The organism is Bacteroides faecis, from assembly GCF_020091505.1.
GTDB classification, from domain to species: Bacteria; Bacteroidota; Bacteroidia; order Bacteroidales; family Bacteroidaceae; genus Bacteroides; species Bacteroides faecis.
Window position 1 is genome coordinate 390,593 of the sequence record NZ_CP081916.1, and the last position, 19,774, is coordinate 410,366.

The 19,774-nt window shown below is 44.7% G+C and carries 16 protein-coding genes; 13 read left to right on the top strand and 3 right to left on the bottom strand.

The genetic code is table 11. From position 1 onward, the window contains the following. Positions 1-4: 4 nt before the first annotated feature. On the top strand, positions 5-1,702 hold the full coding sequence (locus tag K6V30_RS02040) for a Na/Pi cotransporter family protein (RefSeq protein WP_010535493.1): 1,698 nt from the start codon (positions 5-7) through the stop codon (positions 1,700-1,702). Positions 1,703-1,713: 11 nt separating this feature from the next. On the opposite strand, the gene K6V30_RS02045 is transcribed toward K6V30_RS02040, so the two are convergent. Then, a complete protein-coding gene (locus K6V30_RS02045) occupies positions 1,714-1,875 on the bottom strand; it encodes a hypothetical protein (protein WP_022301526.1) in 162 nt (53 codons plus the stop codon). A 214-nt stretch (positions 1,876-2,089) separates the two neighbouring features. Between K6V30_RS02045 and K6V30_RS02050 the strand changes: the two genes are divergently transcribed. The 5 genes from K6V30_RS02050 (at position 2,090) to K6V30_RS02070 (ending at position 10,748) form a co-directional block, all read left to right on the top strand. Then, on the top strand, positions 2,090-3,181 hold the full coding sequence (locus K6V30_RS02050; RefSeq protein ID WP_010535494.1) for an Sb-PDE family phosphodiesterase: 1,092 nt from the start codon (positions 2,090-2,092) through the stop codon (positions 3,179-3,181). 126 nt (positions 3,182-3,307) lie between these two features. Then, positions 3,308-4,633: an IPT/TIG domain-containing protein gene (locus K6V30_RS02055; RefSeq protein ID WP_010535495.1), complete on the top strand. Its 1,326-nt coding sequence runs from the start codon at positions 3,308-3,310 to the stop codon at positions 4,631-4,633. 15 nt (positions 4,634-4,648) lie between these two features. Further along, complete coding sequence (locus K6V30_RS02060; protein ID WP_081030760.1) at positions 4,649-7,777, top strand: SusC/RagA family TonB-linked outer membrane protein; 3,129 nt, start codon at positions 4,649-4,651, stop codon at positions 7,775-7,777. A gap of 20 nt (positions 7,778-7,797) precedes the next feature. Next, on the top strand, positions 7,798-9,825 hold the full coding sequence (locus K6V30_RS02065) for a RagB/SusD family nutrient uptake outer membrane protein (protein WP_022301527.1): 2,028 nt from the start codon (positions 7,798-7,800) through the stop codon (positions 9,823-9,825). A 20-nt stretch (positions 9,826-9,845) separates the two neighbouring features. Next, positions 9,846-10,748 carry a BT_3044 domain-containing protein gene (locus K6V30_RS02070; RefSeq protein ID WP_055268920.1) on the top strand — a complete coding sequence of 301 codons (903 nt, stop codon included), beginning with the start codon at positions 9,846-9,848 and terminating at the stop codon, positions 10,746-10,748. 423 nt (positions 10,749-11,171) lie between these two features. Here the strand turns inward: K6V30_RS02070 and rd are convergent, their stop codons facing one another. Next, positions 11,172-11,336 (bottom strand): rubredoxin, encoded by a 165-nt coding sequence (rd, locus tag K6V30_RS02075; protein ID WP_010535499.1) that lies wholly within the window; start codon positions 11,334-11,336, stop codon positions 11,172-11,174. 219 nt (positions 11,337-11,555) lie between these two features. Here rd and K6V30_RS02080 point away from each other — a divergent pair, with 219 nt between their 5' ends. The 7 genes from K6V30_RS02080 (at position 11,556) to K6V30_RS02110 (ending at position 19,152) form a co-directional block, all read left to right on the top strand. Next, positions 11,556-12,731 carry a sensor histidine kinase gene (locus K6V30_RS02080; protein ID WP_010535500.1) on the top strand — a complete coding sequence of 392 codons (1,176 nt, stop codon included), beginning with the start codon at positions 11,556-11,558 and terminating at the stop codon, positions 12,729-12,731. A gap of 86 nt (positions 12,732-12,817) precedes the next feature. After that, positions 12,818-15,526: a calcium-translocating P-type ATPase, PMCA-type gene (locus K6V30_RS02085; protein ID WP_010535501.1), complete on the top strand. Its 2,709-nt coding sequence runs from the start codon at positions 12,818-12,820 to the stop codon at positions 15,524-15,526. Next, positions 15,516-16,139, top strand: coding sequence for an HAD family hydrolase (locus K6V30_RS02090; RefSeq protein ID WP_010535502.1), 624 nt, complete (start codon positions 15,516-15,518; stop codon positions 16,137-16,139). Before K6V30_RS02085 ends, K6V30_RS02090 begins: the two co-directional genes overlap by 11 nt. Positions 16,140-16,149: 10 nt before the next feature. Further along, the gene (locus K6V30_RS02095; RefSeq protein ID WP_055269031.1) at positions 16,150-17,109 is read left to right on the top strand and encodes a bifunctional riboflavin kinase/FAD synthetase; all 960 of its coding nucleotides are present in this window, start codon (positions 16,150-16,152) and stop codon (positions 17,107-17,109) included. A gap of 326 nt (positions 17,110-17,435) precedes the next feature. Next, positions 17,436-18,239: a CPBP family intramembrane glutamic endopeptidase gene (locus tag K6V30_RS02100; RefSeq protein WP_055268921.1), complete on the top strand. Its 804-nt coding sequence runs from the start codon at positions 17,436-17,438 to the stop codon at positions 18,237-18,239. 18 nt (positions 18,240-18,257) lie between these two features. Next, the gene (locus K6V30_RS02105) at positions 18,258-18,914 is read left to right on the top strand and encodes a DUF2975 domain-containing protein (RefSeq protein ID WP_010535505.1); all 657 of its coding nucleotides are present in this window, start codon (positions 18,258-18,260) and stop codon (positions 18,912-18,914) included. A 22-nt stretch (positions 18,915-18,936) separates the two neighbouring features. After that, positions 18,937-19,152, top strand: a complete 216-nt coding sequence (locus K6V30_RS02110; RefSeq protein WP_010535506.1) for a helix-turn-helix domain-containing protein — start codon at positions 18,937-18,939, stop codon at positions 19,150-19,152. A gap of 130 nt (positions 19,153-19,282) precedes the next feature. Here K6V30_RS02110 and K6V30_RS02115 read toward each other — a convergent pair whose 3' ends face one another. Further along, positions 19,283-19,708 carry a SufE family protein gene (locus K6V30_RS02115; RefSeq protein WP_010535507.1) on the bottom strand — a complete coding sequence of 142 codons (426 nt, stop codon included), beginning with the start codon at positions 19,706-19,708 and terminating at the stop codon, positions 19,283-19,285. Positions 19,709-19,774: the final 66 nt, after the last annotated feature.

Sequence of the window (19,774 nt, forward strand, 5' to 3'; positions counted from 1 at the left end):
ATAGATGGAATATTCTTTTTATGATTTTTTAAAGCTCATAGGCTCGTTGGGGCTCTTCCTTTATGGCATGAAGATAATGAGCGAGGGCTTACAAAAGGTCGCAGGTGACAGGTTACGAAGTATCCTGACAGCTATGACCACCAATCGGGTAACGGGGGTATTAACAGGAGTGTTAATCACAGCCCTTATCCAGTCCTCTTCGGCGACAACAGTGATGGTCGTCAGTTTCGTTAATGCAGGACTGTTAACTCTCGCCGAATCCATTAGTGTCATCATGGGTGCCAATATCGGAACGACAGTTACCGCATGGATTATTTCTATTTTCGGATTTAAGGTTGACATGGCCGCTTTCGCTCTCCCACTTCTGGCCATCGCCCTTCCGCTCATCTTCTCCGGCAAGAGCAACCGTAAATCCATCGGTGAATTCATTTTCGGTTTTTCCTTCCTCTTCATGGGACTTTCTTACCTGAAAGCAAACGCTCCCGACCTGAACGCCAACCCGGAAATGCTCGCCTTTGTTCAGAACTACACGGATATGGGATTCTTCTCCATCCTCCTGTTCTTATTCATCGGTACCATACTGACAATGATCGTACAGGCATCAGCTGCCACCATGGCAATAACATTAATTATGTGCGCCAATGGCTGGATCAGCCTGGAACTAGGAGCAGCACTCGTATTGGGTGAAAATATCGGAACTACCATCACGGCCAATCTTGCCGCATTAACAGCCAACACACAGGCTAAGCGAGCAGCATTGGCCCATTTTGTTTTTAATGTATTCGGTGTTATTTGGGTATTAATCATCTTCCACCCTTTCATACAACTTGTCAATTGGGTGGTAGATACCTTCTTCCAAACTAATAATCCGGAAGTTGCTATTTCCTATAAACTCTCCGCTTTCCACTCTATTTTCAATATCTGTAACGTATGTCTTTTGATATGGGGTGTGAAACTGATCGAACGTACTGTATGTGCATTAATCCGTCCAAAGGAGGAAGACGAGGAACCTCGCCTGCGGTTTATCACCGGTGGTATGCTTTCTACTGCGGAACTTTCGATCTTGCAGGCACGCAAAGAAATTCACTTGTTTGCCGAACGTACGCATCGTATGTTCGGGATGGTGCAGGACTTGCTGCATACCGACAAGGATGATGACTTCAACAAACTGTTTAGCCGGGTAGAGAAATACGAGAACATCAGCGACAACATGGAACTGGAAATAGCCAACTACCTGAATCAAGTATCCGAAGGTCGTTTGAGTTCTGAAAGTAAGTTGCAGATACGTGCCATGCTGCGCGAAGTAACGGAAATTGAAAGCATCGGAGACAGCTGTTATAATCTGGCACGCACCATCAACCGGAAACGCCAGACAAATCAGGACTTTACCGAAAAGCAATACGAGCACATCCACTTCATGATGAAACTGACCGATGATGCTCTTGCACAAATGATTGTGGTGGTAGAGAAACCGGAACATCAAAGCATTGATATCAATAAGTCTTTCAACATTGAAAATGAAATCAATAACTACCGCAACCAATTGAAGAATCAGAATATTCTGGATGTTAACAACAAGGAATATGATTATCAGATGGGAGTCTATTACATGGATATCATCGCCGAATGCGAAAAATTGGGTGACTATGTAGTGAATGTGGTAGAAGCCAGCAGTGATGTAAAAGAGAAGAAAGCTTCCTGAAAAAGAAAAATCTAACCTAAGAAATGGATGGTCTGTTTTATGCTATAACGCATAAAACAGACCATCCATTTCTTTTTGTTTTTAGGCGAACCGTTCGTCCCCCATCCTAACATACCATTCTGAATATCTTCTTCACACAAGTGAAACAACTCCCCGTCTATACAAGCATCCATAGTTTACAAAGGTATTACGTTTTTTTACAGACATTAACGATTACATTTCTTTTCCATGAAGTTCCCGTTAAGCTTTTACTGCTCCTATTGTAAGTCTTGTTTTTGCATATACATTTGCACCAAAATACACAGGAGCCTATGTTTACTACCATTCTTCAATGACAAAGCAAAGGCTTTTTTAAGAAAACCAATTATCTAATTTAAAGCAAAAAAGATGAAATTTAAAAAAGTATTGATTGGAGTTGCACTAGCAGTAACATGTTTAATGAGTGCACAAGCGCAACGCCGCCATGAGATTCAAGTGCCCAATCCGGATGGGTATACTACACTAAAATGTGACTTTCACATGCACACCGTTTTTTCCGATGGCCTGGTATGGCCTACCGTACGCGTAGACGAAGCGTACAGGGAAGGACTGGACGCCATTTCTTTGACGGAACACATTGAATACCGTCCGCACAAGAAAGATATTGTGGCAGATCATAACCGTTCCTACGAACTTTCCCAGAAACAAGCCAAAAAGTTAGGAATACTTTTAATCAGAGGTAGCGAGATTACCCGTTCCATGCCCCCGGGACATTTTAATGCCATCTTCCTGTCCGACTCTAATCCATTAGAACAGAAAGGGTATAAAGACGCTTTCAATGAGGCCAAAAAACAAAATGCGTTTATCTTCTGGAATCACCCGGGTTGGGCACGTCAACAACCGGATTCTACACTGTGGTGGCCTGAGCATACACAACTTTACAATGACGGTTGCATGCACGGCATCGAGGTAGCCAACGGGGGACTTTTTATGCCCGAAGCCATTCAATGGTGTCTGGACAAAAATCTGACGATGATAGGAACTTCCGATATCCATCAGCCTATTCAGACTGATTATGATTTTGCCAAAGGCGAACACCGCACGATGACATTTGTTTTTGCCAAAGAACGTACTGTAGAAGGTATCCGTGAAGCACTTGACAATCGCCGTACTGCCGCTTACTACCGCGAATTGGTGATTGGGCGTGAAGAAATCCTCCGGCCATTCTTTGAAAAATGTATAGAAATAAAAGAGGTGAAGCGCACCGATAAAGAAGTGACACTCTCTGTTACCAATTCTACCGATCTGGTACTGAAGCTGAAAAAGACTGCGCATGATACTTCTCTGGTTTACTTCCGCGAAATGACACTAAAGCCACATACCCAACATACAATTTCTGTGAAATTTGAGAATGGTATCAAAGGAGGAGACTGCAATTTTGAGGTAACAAACTTCATTGTAGCCCCCGACAAAGGCTTGAATTACACCATTAAGCTGTAAAGTCCAACTACCCCAAGCGTAAACAATCAGAAACACGAAATAAATATATATACAAATTTAGCTGTGTAATGTCAGAGACTTAACGGACAGTATGCAGACAATCATTTAATTTTAAATTATTACTTTATGAATCGATACTTATCACTAGTCTATTTTCTGGGAGCTTTCTTCTATTTCTCCAGTTGTGAAAGCTACAATGAGTCCACGGAGAAAATCCACAAATCCGATAAACCGATTGTACTGACCTCCTTCTATCCCAAAGAAGGAGGAGCACGTGATAAAATTCTCCTGGATGGAGAAAATTTCGGAAACGACGTAAGCAAAATCAAGGTGTATTTCAACAACGCCAGAGCCTCCGTCGTTTCATCCAGTGGAAGCCGCATTTATGCTATTGTCCCCCGCCTTCCGGGCGATAATCCCCGTATTTCCGTGGTAGTCGATGCAGACTCCGTTACTTACGAAGAAACATATGCTTATCATACTCAGACATTAGTTAGTACAGTTACCGGAAACGGTGAAACAAGCTTTCTTGCCGGAACGCTTTCCACGGCTCAGGTGTATGGTAAATATCTGGATCTGGACGCCGAAGGTAATCTTTTCATGTCGTGGCGCGATGGCGGTACATTTGGAATCGCCCGAATAAACGAGCAGCAAAACATAGTGACTCCGCTGATTGAAGCAGGTTCTGCTGACCGTATACTTTATGCCAACGGTTTGACAGTGGACCGTGCCACCGGAATGCTGACTGCTGCACACGAATCAGTGAAAGAAGTAACGTTTACCTTCGATCCCCGGGAGGCTTGGTATCCGCGCCAGCGCAACATAAAATACTCACAGTCCGATTTAAATTCAATAGTAGATGCCGATAAGTACAAGAACTTTATCACTTTTTGTCCCTACGACGGATATTTGTATACGCGATACCGTGATGGAAAGGTCGCCAAGATTGATCCGGAGACATTTGAAGGCCATATTATTCATCAAGGACCCAGCGGATCACAATACGGACAAGCTATCAACCCTGCCAAACCCTGGCTTTTGTACATAACACTTCACTCCAATGCTCCTACCGCCTACAGACAAGGAATTTCGGTACTCGACCTCCGTGATCCGGATGGAACAGGCGGATTCAAACGGCTCAATGCTCCCGGCGGCAGTGCCTTTCGTGATGGTCCGATTGAAGATGCTCTGTTTAATTATCCCAAAGACATCAAGTTCGACAACGATGGTAACATGTTCGTAGCCGACTACGGGAACCATTGCATCCGTATGGTCTCTGCCGACAACATAGTTACGACAGTTGCCGGACAGCCCGGTGTTGCCGGATACAAGGACGGAGGGCCGTTAGAATCATTATTCAAAAATCCTTGGGGAGTGGCTGTTAATGAACAAGGTGACATTTACATCGCAGACTGGGGTAATGCACGCATTCGCAAATTAGTTATTGAATAACAAAGTCAATTTACAATGAAAATCAAACAGATTTTATACTTAATGTCGTTCTGCTTATTGCTTTCGGCAACAACTTTCGCACAACAAGTTCAGGAATTTACCATTTCCGGAACTGTAGTGGATAAGGATAAGCTATCCATGCCCGGTGTGTCGGTATACATCAAAGACAAACCCTCCAAAGGTACAACGACCGACAACGACGGCAATTTCAAGCTGAAAGTAGTTTATGGAGACAAAATGATATTTTCCTTTATCGGCTTCAAGCCGTCGGAGCATGTGGCCATCGAGCCCAAAACTGGTTTAACGATCACACTGCTTGAAGACAACAATTCACTTGACGAAGTGGTCGTTGTCGGGCTGGGAAACGTTCAGCGAAAAATCAGTTCGGTAGGTGCCATCACAACGGTCAGCACCAAAGATATTCAGTCTCCCTCCCCCTCCATCAGTAACCTGCTGGGAGGCCGGGCAGCCGGTGTCATTTCGTTGCAAAGCAGCGGTGAGCCCGGTCAAAACATAGCCGATTTCTGGGTGCGCGGTATCGGTACTTTCGGTGCCAACAGCAGTGCTCTTGTACTGATTGACGGTCTGGAAGGTGACCTTAACACCATTGATCCCGCCGATGTAGAAAGTTTCTCCATTCTGAAAGATGCGTCGGCAACTGCCGTGTATGGGGTAAGAGGAGCCAACGGAGTAGTACTGGTCAACACCAAGAAAGGTCTTTCGGGTAAAATTCAGATTACCGGACGTTTCAATACTACACTATCCGTCCTCAATCGCTTACCGGAATATTTAGGAGCTTATGAATATGCTCAGTTAGCCAACGAGGCCAGAACGATACGAAATGAAACTCCCTTGTACGACGAGACTGAGATGGGAATCATCCGCGATGGTCTGGACCCGGACCTGTATCCCAATGTGAACTGGCAGGATGAGATACTTAACAAAACCTTCTGGCGTCACACTTATTATGTAAGCGGTCGTGGCGGTAGTGATGTGGCGCGTTATTTCCTGAGCTTAGGCGGTAAAAATGAAAGTGCAGCTTATAAGGTAGACAAGAATAGTATTTATAGCTCGAATGTAAGCTATAACACTTATAATTACCGTATCAATCTCGACGTAAATCTGACCAAATCGACGAAAGTTTATTTAGGTTCCGACGGATTCCTGTCTCAGTTGAATCAGCCCGGTGTAGCCAATACCGAATATATATGGGGAGCACAGTCACGACTCACTCCATTGTCCATCCCGACCCAATATTCCAATGGTTTGCTGCCCGGTCGCGGAGCCGGAGAGCTATCATCACCCTATGTCATGATTAACCATACGGGAAAGGCTGCCAACGAAGTATACAAAGGCAAATCAACTTTAGCTATCAATCAGGACTTTTCCGAATTAGTCAGCGGACTTAAATTGCGTATTCAGGGAGCTTACGATATCCATAGCTATTTCAGTGAGCGGAGAAGCGTGCAACCTGCCCTCTACAATGCTTTAGGCAGAGCCAGCGACGGATCACTTATCATGCAGGAGACAGTACAGGAGAAAAAAGCCTCATACAGCAAGTCTACCCGTCAGTACCGCAAATACCACTTCGAAGCTACGCTCAATTACGACCGTCTTTTCGGCACAGTTCACCGGACATCCGCACTGGTCTATTACTACATCAGTGATTCCAAAGACACAGATGACGCTACAAGCAATCTATCAGCCATTCCATTGCGTTATCAGGGGGTATCCAGCCGGTTTACTTACGGTTACAAAGACACTTACCTGCTCGACGTCAACTTCGGATATACCGGCTCAGAAAACTTTCAGCCCGGCAGACAATATGGTTTCTTCCCGTCCGTTGCATTAGGCTGGGTACCTACAGGCTACAAGTTTATACAAGAAACATTCCCATGGCTCGACTATCTTAAAATCAGGGCTTCGTACGGTTCGGTAGGTAACGACCGGATTACCGATGTCCGGTTCCCTTATCTTACTAAAGTGAATGAGGGTACAGGATCGACCTGGGGAGTCACGAATATCGAAATCATCAACGAGACACGTATCGGAGCCGACAATCTGGCTTGGGAAAAAGCCATCAAGTCCAATCTGGGTATTGAAGGGAAGCTGTTTAATAACAAGCTCGATTTCGTTGTCGACATCTTCCACGACCAGCGCAACGGAATTTTCCAACAACGCGTACAAGTGCCCGAATACGTAGGAGTTGTCTCTAATCCGTATGCGAATGTGGGTAAAATGAAAAGTTACGGTGCTGACGGAAATATCAGCTTCACGCAGGACATCACGCCAGATTTCGGCTTCACGCTACGAGGAAATTTCACGTATTCAAAAAATAAAGTACAAAACTGGGAGCAGGCTTATCTGGAGTATCCATATCTGGAGTATAATAACTTCCCGTACAATTCTATCCGCGGCTATCAGGCAATCGGACTGTTTAAGGACGAAGATGACATCAAATACAGTCCTAAACAAACCTTCGGAGAGGTAATGCCCGGTGATATCAAGTATAAAGATATCAATGGAGACGGTATAGTAGACAAGCTGGATATGGTGCCGCTGACACACAGCACCTACCCGTTACTGATGTACGGTCTGGGGGCGGAAATCCGTTACAAAAACCTGACTTTAGGTGTATTGTTCAAGGGAACCGGCAAGACTTCCTTTTTCTATGTAGGACAAAAGACCACGGTAAACGACGAAAGCCGCCTGAACGGAATGGGATATATGCCGTTCTTCGAAGGTAACACAGGCAATGTACTTACTTTAGCTGCCGATCCCGCCAACCGATGGATTCCCAGAGATTATGCCCTTGCACATGGAATCGATCCGTCTTTGGCTGAAAACCCGAACGCACGCTTTCCCCGCCTGCAATACGGTAACAATAGCAACAACAGCCAACTGTCTACCTTCTGGCAAGGCGATTCACGATACATACGCCTGCAGGAAATCACGCTGAATTACCATCTTGCCTGGGCATTTCTGAGACGCATAGGAGTCTCTTCACTGGATATCCAATTTGTGGGAAACAATCTCTATGTCTGGGACAAAGTGAAACTCTTCGACCCGGAACAAGCTCGTTGGAACGGTCGTGTATATCCCATACCATCCACCTATTCCCTGCAATTATATGTCAATTTCTAATAAATACATCACCCGATAGAATGAAAAGGTCAATAATAAAAATAATAACCAGAGCGTTTGTCCTGGTTCAGGCAGTCATGATAACAACATCCTGCAGCAATTTCTTAAACATAGATAATTATTTTGATGATGAATTCAACATCGATTCGGTTTTTACCAATGCCCGATATATGGAAGCGTATATGTGGGGAGCAGCAGCGATGTTTCCGGATGAGGCACAGACCATCCGAAACGGGTATACACCGGGCCCCATGGCCACCGATGAAGGATTTAACGGACTGACCGGAAGCGGAACAGCCAATATATATCATGGCATGGATTTCGCCAATGGAAAGATCACGCAGGATTTCTTGGGTTCCGGTTCACCCAACCTGAACCAATGGGGCAAATACTATAAAATCATCCGTAAATGTAACAGCATCCTGCAAAATCTGGACCGCCCGAAGGACCTGACGAACTCAGACCGGCTCAGACTGGAAGGCTATACACGTTTTATCCGTGCCTTCGCCTACTACAACATCTTAGTCGATTACGGTCCGGCAATCTTATTGGGAGATGAGGTAGTCAATACGAATGAGCCTATCGAATACTACGACCGCCCCAGAGCCACCTATGACGAAACAATGAACTATACTTGTGAAGAGTTTGAAAAAGCAGCCCGTTTGCTGCCTTTGCCTCAGGATGTTTCTACTCTGGACTTCGGACGGCCCACCAAAGGGGCTGCACTCGGTCTGGTAGCCCGCCTGCGATTGATACATGCCAGCCCGTTGTTCAACGGAGGACCTGTTGCCAGTGCCTACTTCGGCAACTGGAAGCGCAAGACTGATGGTGTACACTATGTATCTCAACAATATGACGAAAGCCGCTGGGCAGTGGCTGCAGCAGCAGCCAAGCGAGTAATGGATATGGGAGCATACAAGCTCTATACGTATGCGAAAGACGACAACACCCCGGAACTTCCTGCCGGAGTCACTTCCGACCCTCATTTCTACGACAACTATCCGGACGGAGCCAACGGAATAGACCCTTTTAAATCCTATTCGGACATCTTTACCGGTGAAGCTGTGGCAGCCATCAATCCGGAGCTAATCTGGGGAAGAAACACGACATACATCAACGAAACCATCAGTAAAGGTTCTTTCCCCCCCTCCATGGGTGGATGGGGACGTTTCTGTGTCACTCAGAAAGTGGTAGACGCCTATCTGATGGACGATGGCCGTACAAAGGAAGAAGCCACAGCCGACGGATATTACTCGGAAACAGGTTTCACTTCCGAACCGCGTAACTTTTCCGGTTATCCTCTCAACGCCGGCATATATAAGATGTATGCCAATCGCGAAATGCGATTCTATGCATCGGTAGGATTCAACGAGGCAGTATGGCAGGCATTGTCCAGTTCGACCCTCAACAACCACACGGCAAAGTACTACTATCAGGATGAAGACGGTCGGGGTGGAGTAACAGCCACCTCTCCCAACTACCCTATCACCGGATACGTCATCAAAAAGTACAATAATCCGATGGATGCCTGGACCGGAACAGGAGCCCGACATATCCAAAAAGCCTACCCGATTATCCGCTATGCAGAAATCCTGTTGTCTTATGCAGAGGCACTCAACAACCTGACCAGTGCCCATACTGTAGAACTGGACGGGCAGTCCTATACTGTAGACCGGAATAAAGAAGAAATCAAAAAGGCATTTAATCAAGTCCGTTATAGAGCCGGACTGCCGGGGTTAACCACCAGCCAGCTTGACAATACGTCTGAAATACAAAAACAGATAGAACGTGAACGTATGGTAGAATTCTTATGGGAAAACAGACGTTTCTATGATGTCCGCCGCTGGGGTATCTATGAAGAAACGGAACAGGAACCTATCCGCGGGATGAACCCCGACGGCGCCACCAAAGAGACTTACTACCAGCGTGTCATCCCGAGTTCCTCCTCTTTCCTGACAAGAGTCGTTGATAAAAGGTCTGTCTGGGTACCTATCCCACGTGACGAAATGAGAAGATTACCTTCTCTCGACCAGAATCCGGGTTATTAAATTAAACGATAAAGAAGAAGATGAAACGAAATCTTATAACGATACTCGCACTTATTATAGCGCTTTCGTCATGCAATGACGACGCACTGTTTGAAAAGGAAATGTACAAGAATGTTGTAGCACTGATCAGCAGTGACTATTACAACACCTTCGAAGAAGTAGTCACCTTATCTCCTACGGGAGAGGAGGCGACAGGATATATTGCAGCCTGCACGGGAGGTACGCATGCTCCGAAAAAGAATATGGTCATCAGGCTGGAAGAAGACCTGACTTCATTAGAATTCTACAACCGGTCCCTTTATGACATCGATGAAGCTTGTTATGCTAAATTCCTGCCCAGTGACAAATACGAGATTCTGGATTACAAGATTCAGATTAATGCAGGTGAACGGACAGGCAGAACCATGATCAAGATACGTCCCGAAGGATTGTCACCGGATTCTACCTACTTCGTAGGATTAAAAGCTACGGATATCTCCGGCGTCGAGATTAATGAAAGCAAGAACACCATTCTATATCAGATACTTATCAAGAACGATTATGCAACTCAGGGCGAAAACGTTTACTATTCAATGACCGGTCTGGCAGACGGAATGGCAACCGCAGGCAACAAGAAGATGTTTCCACTCACCCACAACAGCGTACGCGTGATAGCCGGAACGGAGTCTTTTGAAAGCAATGTGGATCACATCAACAAAACCGCCATCATACTGCAAGTAGAAGAAAACAACCACGTCAAGATAAAGCCATACAAGGATATTGATGTCACTCCAATAGAAGGTGATTCTAAATATCCCAATATATTCAGGGTAGAGGAATCTTACGGACACACTTATAATGTATTTCTATTGTCATACCGATACACGATCAACGGGAAAAGCAGAGTTATGCAAGAGGAGTTGCGTCTGGAAATAAATAGTTAACGCAAAAAACTTGTAAAATTAACCCTTTTCTCCATTAAATCATTACTTTTGCGTACTATCTACCTTTCGTACCATCTTGGTGGTACGAAAGGTAAGTTATAGTAGAATAAATTAATATTCAAGCCGATCCCATAGTTTACGGGAATGAAAGCTTTAAATACACAACAAAAAAACTAAACTTATGAGCGTACTGTATGATCTTTACGAAACTCCCGATATGATGACCGGTCATGATAAATACAGCTTTAAATTCACACCTTTATTAATCTGTTCGGATTAGTATTTTGATACGACGAGGAGACCATCTGAGTAATATATAATATATAAACTGACAAAACAAAGCTCAGCATGAGCTGAAATCAAAAAAGACCGGGATGCAATGCACCCGGTCATCTCGTAATAATCTCTTCTCTCTTTTAGTTTTTATCCTTCGTACGGTTCAAAGTCTTCTTTTCCGACTCCACAAAGTGGACAAGTCCAATCATCTGGAATGTCTTCAAAAGCTGTTCCCGGTTCAATACCGCTATCAGGATCTCCTTGTGCGGGGTCGTAAATGTATTCACAGACTGTGCAAATGTACTTCTTCATAATGTTCGCTTTTTATTGGTTTACTAAATAATATAACGTAAATAGCTGCAAATTGTTCAAACTTCTTTTTCATCCCAAGTAAAAAAGTTATCTTTGTAGCATATTTGTAGAACAAAGCCAACAAGTTACATCATGCTAATAGCATTGCTATCTATTCTGATCATTTTATGCGCAGTTCTCCTGCTCAGTTACCTATGGGAACGGAGAAAATGTCTTCGGATGCAAAAGCGACTATTCCGGGAATCCAGAAAACTGGAACATACCAGTCACATCGCCAGTGCTATTCTGAAAAATGTTCATGCCTATATTCTATTAATAGATAACGACTTCAAAGTATTAAAAACCAATTACTACCAACTGACAGGAACACAAAAGAGCCTGGAAGAAAAGAGAGTAGGCGACTTGTTGCAGTGCCGCAATGCATTATCAGCAGAGGGCGGTTGTGGTACACATGCTTACTGCGGTTCCTGCCCCATACGTTGCGCCATCCGTCAGGCTTTCGAGCAAAGAAGAGGCTTCACTGACTTGGAAGCAACCCTGAACGTACTGACTGCCGAAAAAAAATCCGTAGCATGTGACGCCGTCATATCCGGCTCCTATTTTCTCCTTAATGAAGAAGAAAACATGGTCCTCACCGTTCATGATATCACCCAACTCAAACAAGCTGAAAAGGAACTGACACTGGCTAAAGAGAAAGCTGAAAATGCCGATATTTCAAAGTCAGCATTTCTGGCTAACATGAGCCATGAAATCCGCACTCCCCTCAATGCCATTACCGGATTTGCTGAAATACTGGCCAGTGCCAACACAGAAGAAGAGAAGGCGCAATATCAGGAAATTATCAAAATGAATGCCGACTTGCTGCTGCAACTGGTGAATGATATTCTCGATATGTCGAAAATAGAAGCAGGTACACTGGAATTTGTATATACCAAAGTAGATATCAATCTGTTGCTATCCGACTTGCAACAACTTTTCCAAATGAGAGTCAACGAGGCAGGAGGAAATATTCAAATAATAGCAGAGCCGGGGCTTCCCTCCTGTACCATAGAGACAGACCGGAACCGGGTTGCACAGGTACTCTCCAATTTTACGACCAATGCCATTAAATTCACTCAAGAAGGAAATGTCCGTATAGGCTACAAGGCAAGAGACACCGAACTTTATTTTTATGTCACAGACACCGGAACCGGAATTCCCGCTGACAAACTACCGGAAGTTTTCGGTCGCTTTGTGAAACTGAACAAGGAAAAGAAAGGGACAGGACTGGGACTCTCTATCTCCAAAACCATCGTAAACAAACTGGAGGGACAAATTGGCGCAGACTCTGTAGAGGGCAAAGGATCAACGTTCTGGTTTACGATTCCCTATCGCACTTGTGGCCGTCCTGAATAAAGTTACTTCATAAAAAGTTTTAATTAAACATTTTATCACAATTTTATGTTGTATTTTTGCGGTCCTAACCAAACGCATGTATCTGCATGAGTACTACAAAAAAAGACGATTATTATCATTCAGGCCTTACGGACAATGAAGTCCTGCAAAGCAGAGAAAAGAACGGTGTCAATCTGTTAACACCCCCCAAGCGCCCTTCCCTTTGGAAGCTTTACCTCGAAAAATTCGAAGACCCGGTTGTACGCGTATTATTGGTAGCAGCCATATTCTCACTAGTCATTTCCATTATCGAGAATGAATATGCCGAGACGATCGGAATTATAGCAGCTATCCTGCTGGCTACCGGTATCGGTTTCTTTTTCGAATACGATGCCAATAAGAAATTCGACTTACTGAACGCTGTCAACGAAGAAACACTCGTAAAGGTGATTCGTAACGGACATGTACAGGAAATTCCACGCAAAGACGTCGTTGTAGACGACATTATCATATTGGAAACAGGCGAAGAGATTCCCGCCGACGGACAGTTACTGGAAGCTATCTCACTGCAAGTAAACGAGTCCAACCTGACCGGAGAACCGGTGATCAATAAGACCGTAATCGAAGCGGATTTTGATGAAGAAGCAACCTATGCCTCCAATCTGGTGATGCGTGGTACGACAGTAGTAGACGGACACGGCACCATGCGCGTACTGCATGTAGGAGACGCTACGGAGATCGGTAAGGTAGCCCGTCAGAGCACCGAAGAAAATCTGGAGCCGACCCCTCTGAATATACAGCTGACCAAGCTTGCAAACCTGATCGGAAAGATAGGATTTACCGTTGCCGGACTTGCCTTCCTTATTTTCTTTGTAAAAGATGTACTGCTGTTCTACGATTTCAGTTCGCTGAACGGTTGGCACGAGTGGCTTCCGGTTTTCGAGCGGACCCTCAAATATTTCATGATGGCAGTAACCTTGATTGTAGTAGCCGTCCCCGAAGGATTACCGATGAGTGTAACGCTCAGTCTGGCTCTGAATATGCGCCGCATGCTCTCGACCAACAACCTGGTACGAAAAATGCACGCCTGTGAAACCATGGGAGCTATCACCGTGATTTGTACCGACAAAACGGGTACACTGACGCAAAACCTGATGCAGGTACACGAACCTAATTTCTACGGAATCAAAAATGGCGGTCATCTGGCCGATGATGATATCAGTGCTCTCGTCGCAGAGGGAATCAGTGCCAACTCCACCGCTTTCCTCGAAGAAGCAGCCACCGGGGAAAAACCCAAAGGGGTGGGCAATCCAACAGAAGTCGCCTTGTTATTATGGCTCAACAGTCAAGGCAAAAATTACCTCGAACTGCGTGAACAGGCTCATATCCTCGACCAGCTTACATTCTCGACCGAACGCAAATTCATGGCGACTCTCGTCGAGTCTCCGATCATCGGAAAGAAAGTACTCTATATCAAGGGAGCACCCGAAATCGTACTCGGCAAATGTAAGGAAGTCGTGCTGGACGGAAGACGGGTGGATGCAGTCGAATATCGTTCGACGGTAGAAGCGCAGTTACTGAATTATCAGAATATGGCGATGCGTACTCTCGGATTCGCCTTCAAAATAGTAGGAGAAAACGAACCGAACGACTGTGCGGAACTGGTATCTGCCAACGACCTGAATTTCTTAGGGGTCGTAGCTATCTCAGATCCGATTCGTCCGGATGTACCCGCTGCTGTAGCCAAATGCCAGTCGGCAGGTATCGGTATTAAGATTGTTACCGGTGACACTCCGGGAACAGCTACGGAGATTGCCCGTCAGATCGGACTGTGGCAACCGGAAACAGATACCGAACGGAACCGTATCACCGGTGTTGCCTTTGCCGAACTTAGTGACGAAGAAGCACTGGACCGCGTAATGGATCTCAAAATCATGTCGCGTGCCCGTCCGACGGACAAGCAACGTCTTGTGCAGCTACTCCAGCAGAAAGGAGCCGTAGTCGCTGTAACCGGAGACGGTACGAATGACGCACCTGCTCTGAACCATGCGCAAGTAGGTTTGTCAATGGGTACAGGTACTTCCGTTGCCAAAGAAGCCAGTGACATCACGTTGCTCGACGACTCATTCAACAGTATCGGCACTGCCGTTATGTGGGGACGTTCTCTGTATAAGAATATCCAGCGTTTCATCGTATTTCAGTTAACAATCAACTTTGTTGCTCTGCTGATCGTACTGTTAGGTTCAATGATCGGAACAGAACTTCCATTGACCGTGACACAAATGTTGTGGGTTAACCTGATCATGGACACCTTTGCCGCTCTGGCTCTGGCTTCCATTCCTCCCAGCGAAACCGTCATGCAGGAGAAACCGCGCCGCAGCACTGATTTCATCATCAGCAAAGCGATGCGTACTAATATAATAGGTGTAGGCACTCTCTTCCTTGTCGTATTGCTCGGAATGATTTATTATTTCGACCACAGCGCGCAAGGTATGGACGTACACAACCTCACCATTTTCTTCACTTTCTTTGTCATGTTGCAATTCTGGAACCTGTTCAATGCCCGCGTATTCGGCACTACCGACTCAGCATTCAAGGGACTTTCCAAATCGTATGGCATGGAGTTAATTGTGCTGGCTATCCTGATCGGCCAATTTCTGATCGTACAGTTCGGTGGAGCTGTATTCCGCACGGTGCCGCTCGACTGGCAGACGTGGCTTCTGATTATAGGCGTTTCGTCCATGGTGTTATGGGTTGGAGAACTTATTCGCCTTGTTCAACGTATCATTCACAAAAGAGAAAATAATGAAAAGTAAAGGAATTAAAAACTTACTTATTGATTTAGGCGGTGTATTGATAAATCTGGACCGCGAACGCTGTATTGAGAACTTTAAAAAGATTGGGTTCCAGCATGTAGAAGAAAAATTCTGCACCCACCAGTTAGACGGAATCTTCTTGCAGCAGGAGAAAGGACTGATCACTCCTGCTGAATTCCGCGACGGCATCAGGGATATGATGGGAAAAGCAGTAAGCGATGAGCAGATTGATGCAGCCTGGAACAGTTTTTTAGTAGATATCCCTGCATATAAACTCGATCTGCTGCTCAAACTACGCGAGAAATACGTAGTCTATCTGCTCAGCAATACGAATGACATCCACTGGCAATGGGTTTGCCAAAACGCTTTCCCCTATCGCACATTCAAAGTAGAGGACTACTTCGAAAAGACTTATCTTTCTTATGAAATGAAAATGGCCAAACCCGAACCGGAGATATTCAAAGCAGTGACTGAAGATGCGGGTATCGATCCGAAGGAGACCTTTTTTATTGATGATTCCGAAATAAACTGTAAAGTAGCTCAGGAACTGGGTATCTCGACCTATACACCGAAAGCCGGTGAAGACTGGAGCCATCTTTTCAGAAAAAAATAAGATGGCAAACATGCAGATTATAAATGATACATCGGCTATGATCCCCGAACCATGTGTAGCTACCATCGGCTTCTTCGACGGTGTACACACGGGGCACCGCTATCTGATTCAACAAGTGAAAGAGATAGCGGCAGCCAAAGGTCTGCGTTCTGCATTAGTAACCTTCCCTGTTCATCCGCGCAAAGTGATGAACGCCACTTATCATCCGGAATTATTGACTACCCCCGAAGAGAAAATAAACCTGCTGGCAGGTACGGGAGTAGATTATTGCCTGATGCTCGATTTTACGCCCGACATTTCCCGGCTGACAGCCAAAGAATTCATGACTCAGGTGCTGAAGGAACGTTATCAGGTCAGGTATCTGGTGATAGGCTACGACCACCGTTTCGGCCATAACCGCAGCGAAGGGTTTGAGGATTATGTACGCTACGGACAATCTATCGGCATCGATGTTATCCGTGCACAAGCTTACACAAACGATATCCGGATAGATGCTTCCCAAAGCGTTCCGGTCAGTTCTTCTTTAATCCGGAAATTACTACATCAGGGAGACGTGGATATAGCTGCCCGCTGTCTGGGATACGAATATTTTCTGGACGGAACCGTAGTAGGAGGTTATCAGGTAGGCAGAAAAATCGGTTTCCCCACTGCCAATTTAAGCGTGGACGATCCGGACAAACTGATTCCCGCAGACGGAGTCTACGCCGTATGGGTTACATTCGACGGAAAAACTTATATGGGCATGCTGAATATAGGTGTCCGCCCCACTATCAACAATGGTCCCAACCGTACCATCGAAGTGAATATCCTTCATTTCCACTCCGACATTTATGACAAATTTATCCGGCTTACTTTCGTGAAGCGGACACGGCCCGAACTAAAATACGATAGCATCGACCAGCTAATCACCCAACTCCACAAAGATGCAGAAGAAACAGAAACGATCCTCTTTGCTGCCAAACGGAGGTAAATAACCCTTCCTTCCTCCATCATCAGCACAAATAATATCGAAAAACATATCTTTTTTATTGTTTTTCGATAAATATTTTCTCCTTTTTCTTTGTTAACTCAAAACTTACCTCTACATTTGCATATCGATAAACGATAAATAATCATCGAAAAACAACTATTTTCCATTCAATCATCTATTAAAAAATAACACTTTATGAAAAAGTCACTAATGAGCATATCGATACTGGTAGTATCCGTCTCAATGATTGCCATGTTTCTGTGCAGCTTTATTGCCAGTAAATAACAAACGATTATCTTTGTATCTCAGCTAAGAACACTACGAATATGAGAACTGCTATTAAACTGATATTACTGAATCTACTTATTGCACAAATCATTGCTCCTATCCTGGTCATGATTCCCTGTGTGATTTATCTGGTAGCCACTACCGGAAATTTAGACAAAGATGCGCTTATCACCATGCTCATGATTCCGGCGCAACTGGCCGGGCAATTGATGATGGGTGTCTATTTATGGAAGGCCGGCTACATCAGCACAAAGAAAACAACCTGGTCGCCTGTTTCGTCCTCTTATCTCTTTTTCAGTGCACTGGCCGTCCTTACCTGCGGTTTTGTGGTATCTGCGTTAACAGAACTGATGGACTGGATTCCCAATATCATGGAACAATCTTTCGATATTCTCCAGTCCGGCTGGGGCGGCATTCTTGCCATAGCCATCATAGGTCCCGTACTCGAAGAGTTGTTGTTCCGCGGAGCCATCACCAAGGCACTGCTGCAACAGTACAGCCCGACGAAAGCAATTCTGCTTTCAGCACTTCTGTTCGGCGTTTTTCATATCAATCCTGCCCAGATCCTTCCGGCATTTCTGATCGGTATCCTGTTTGCATGGACTTATTATAAGACTGCCAGCCTCATCCCTTGTATACTGATGCACGTACTGAACAATTCTTTATCCGTATTTCTCAGTATAAAATATCCGGAAGCTGAAAACATGAGTGACCTGATGAATACCAGCACTTATCTAATGGTTATTTTTGCAGCAGTTTTGATACTTGCAGGAGTAATCTGGGGAATGCGCCGAACAACCATCCCCTACCCCTGGAAAGAAGAAACAAATATCACAGACTAAAATAATAAAAAGACAGCGATGAAAAAACGTTTGAACATTCTCTGCATATTGGTATTCATAGTTTTGGGACTTTCCCTATATACCACAGGATACCAGTTTGGAACAGGTATGAAAGCCGGCATGAGTCTGGCCAAAGAACAGCACAAAGAGCCGAAGCAATGCGACGGTACCATGCTGGCAGGTGATTTCCGGTTTGTAGATGTCGTACCTACAATCGCTATGATCAAACCGGACACGATCATCAATGCCCAAAGCAAAGAGAAAGTGCCCGTCATGTATACGCAAATGGCTGTGCGCATTGGGAAAGACGTGAATTACAGTTACCTGATTATCAGTAGTTCCTGCTCATTAATGAATACATTGCTCACCATTTCAGCACTCATCATCTTTGTCATGCTGATTCTGAGCATCAACAAATCACAGATATTTGAATGGAAGAATGTACGCCGCCTGCGCTGGCTGGGCAGTTTGCTGATCATTTCCTTTCTATTTTACCTGATTCCTCAAGTTGTCAATTACTGGGGATTAAAAGAAGTATTCGCACTCGACAAATACATCATTGCTCCCCTGGCGCTACAAGCGACTGATTTATTATTGGGACTTGGCTGTCTGATTGTAGCAGAGACATTCGCTATCGGACTGAAAATGAAAGAAGAACAGGAGCTCACGATTTAACTCAAACCGAGAAAATAGAATTATGGCAATTATAGTAAACCTTGACATCATGATGGCGCGCAGAAAAATCTCTCTGGGCGAACTGGCGGAGAAAATCGATATCACTCCCGCCAACCTTTCTATATTAAAAACCGGAAAAGCAAAGGCAATCCGCTTCTCCACGCTGGAGGCCATCTGCAAAGTACTTGACTGCCAACCGGCAGATATATTGGAGTATCAGGAAGAAATTAGTAAATGAAAGGAGTACGAAAGACAGCTGTTTACTTGATTTTAGGCACGGATAACACGGATTTACGCTGTTTTTAGTTGCTTATAATCTCTTAAAACCGCGTAAATCCGTGTTATCCGTGCCTAAAATGATATGCTTATTATTTTCCTTCTTTCGCCTTAAATGCCAGCGCATACATACGTATCTGCTTTACCATCGACAGCAAACCGTTGCTACGTGTAGGAGACAGATGTTCTCTCAGCCCTATCTTATCTATAAAATAAAGATCAGCATTCAGAATTTCATCAGGTGTATGTCCTGAAAGGACTTTGATTAATAAAGCAATAATTCCTTTTACAATCAAAGCATCACTTTCCGCATTAAATACGATCTTTCCATCCACCTCGTCCGCCTGAAGCCACACACGGCTCTGGCAGCCTTCGATCAGATTCTGTTCGGTTTTATATTTTTCATCGAGTGGTTCCTGTTCATTTCCTAAGTCTATGAGCAGCTGGTATCGATCCATCCAGTCATCGAAGTCGCTGAATTCAGCAATTACTTCGTCTTGTAATTCATTAATTGACATGATGATATTTACGATTTACTGTTTAACAATTTATTAATTCAGCACAAAGCTGTCAGGTCTTTGAAG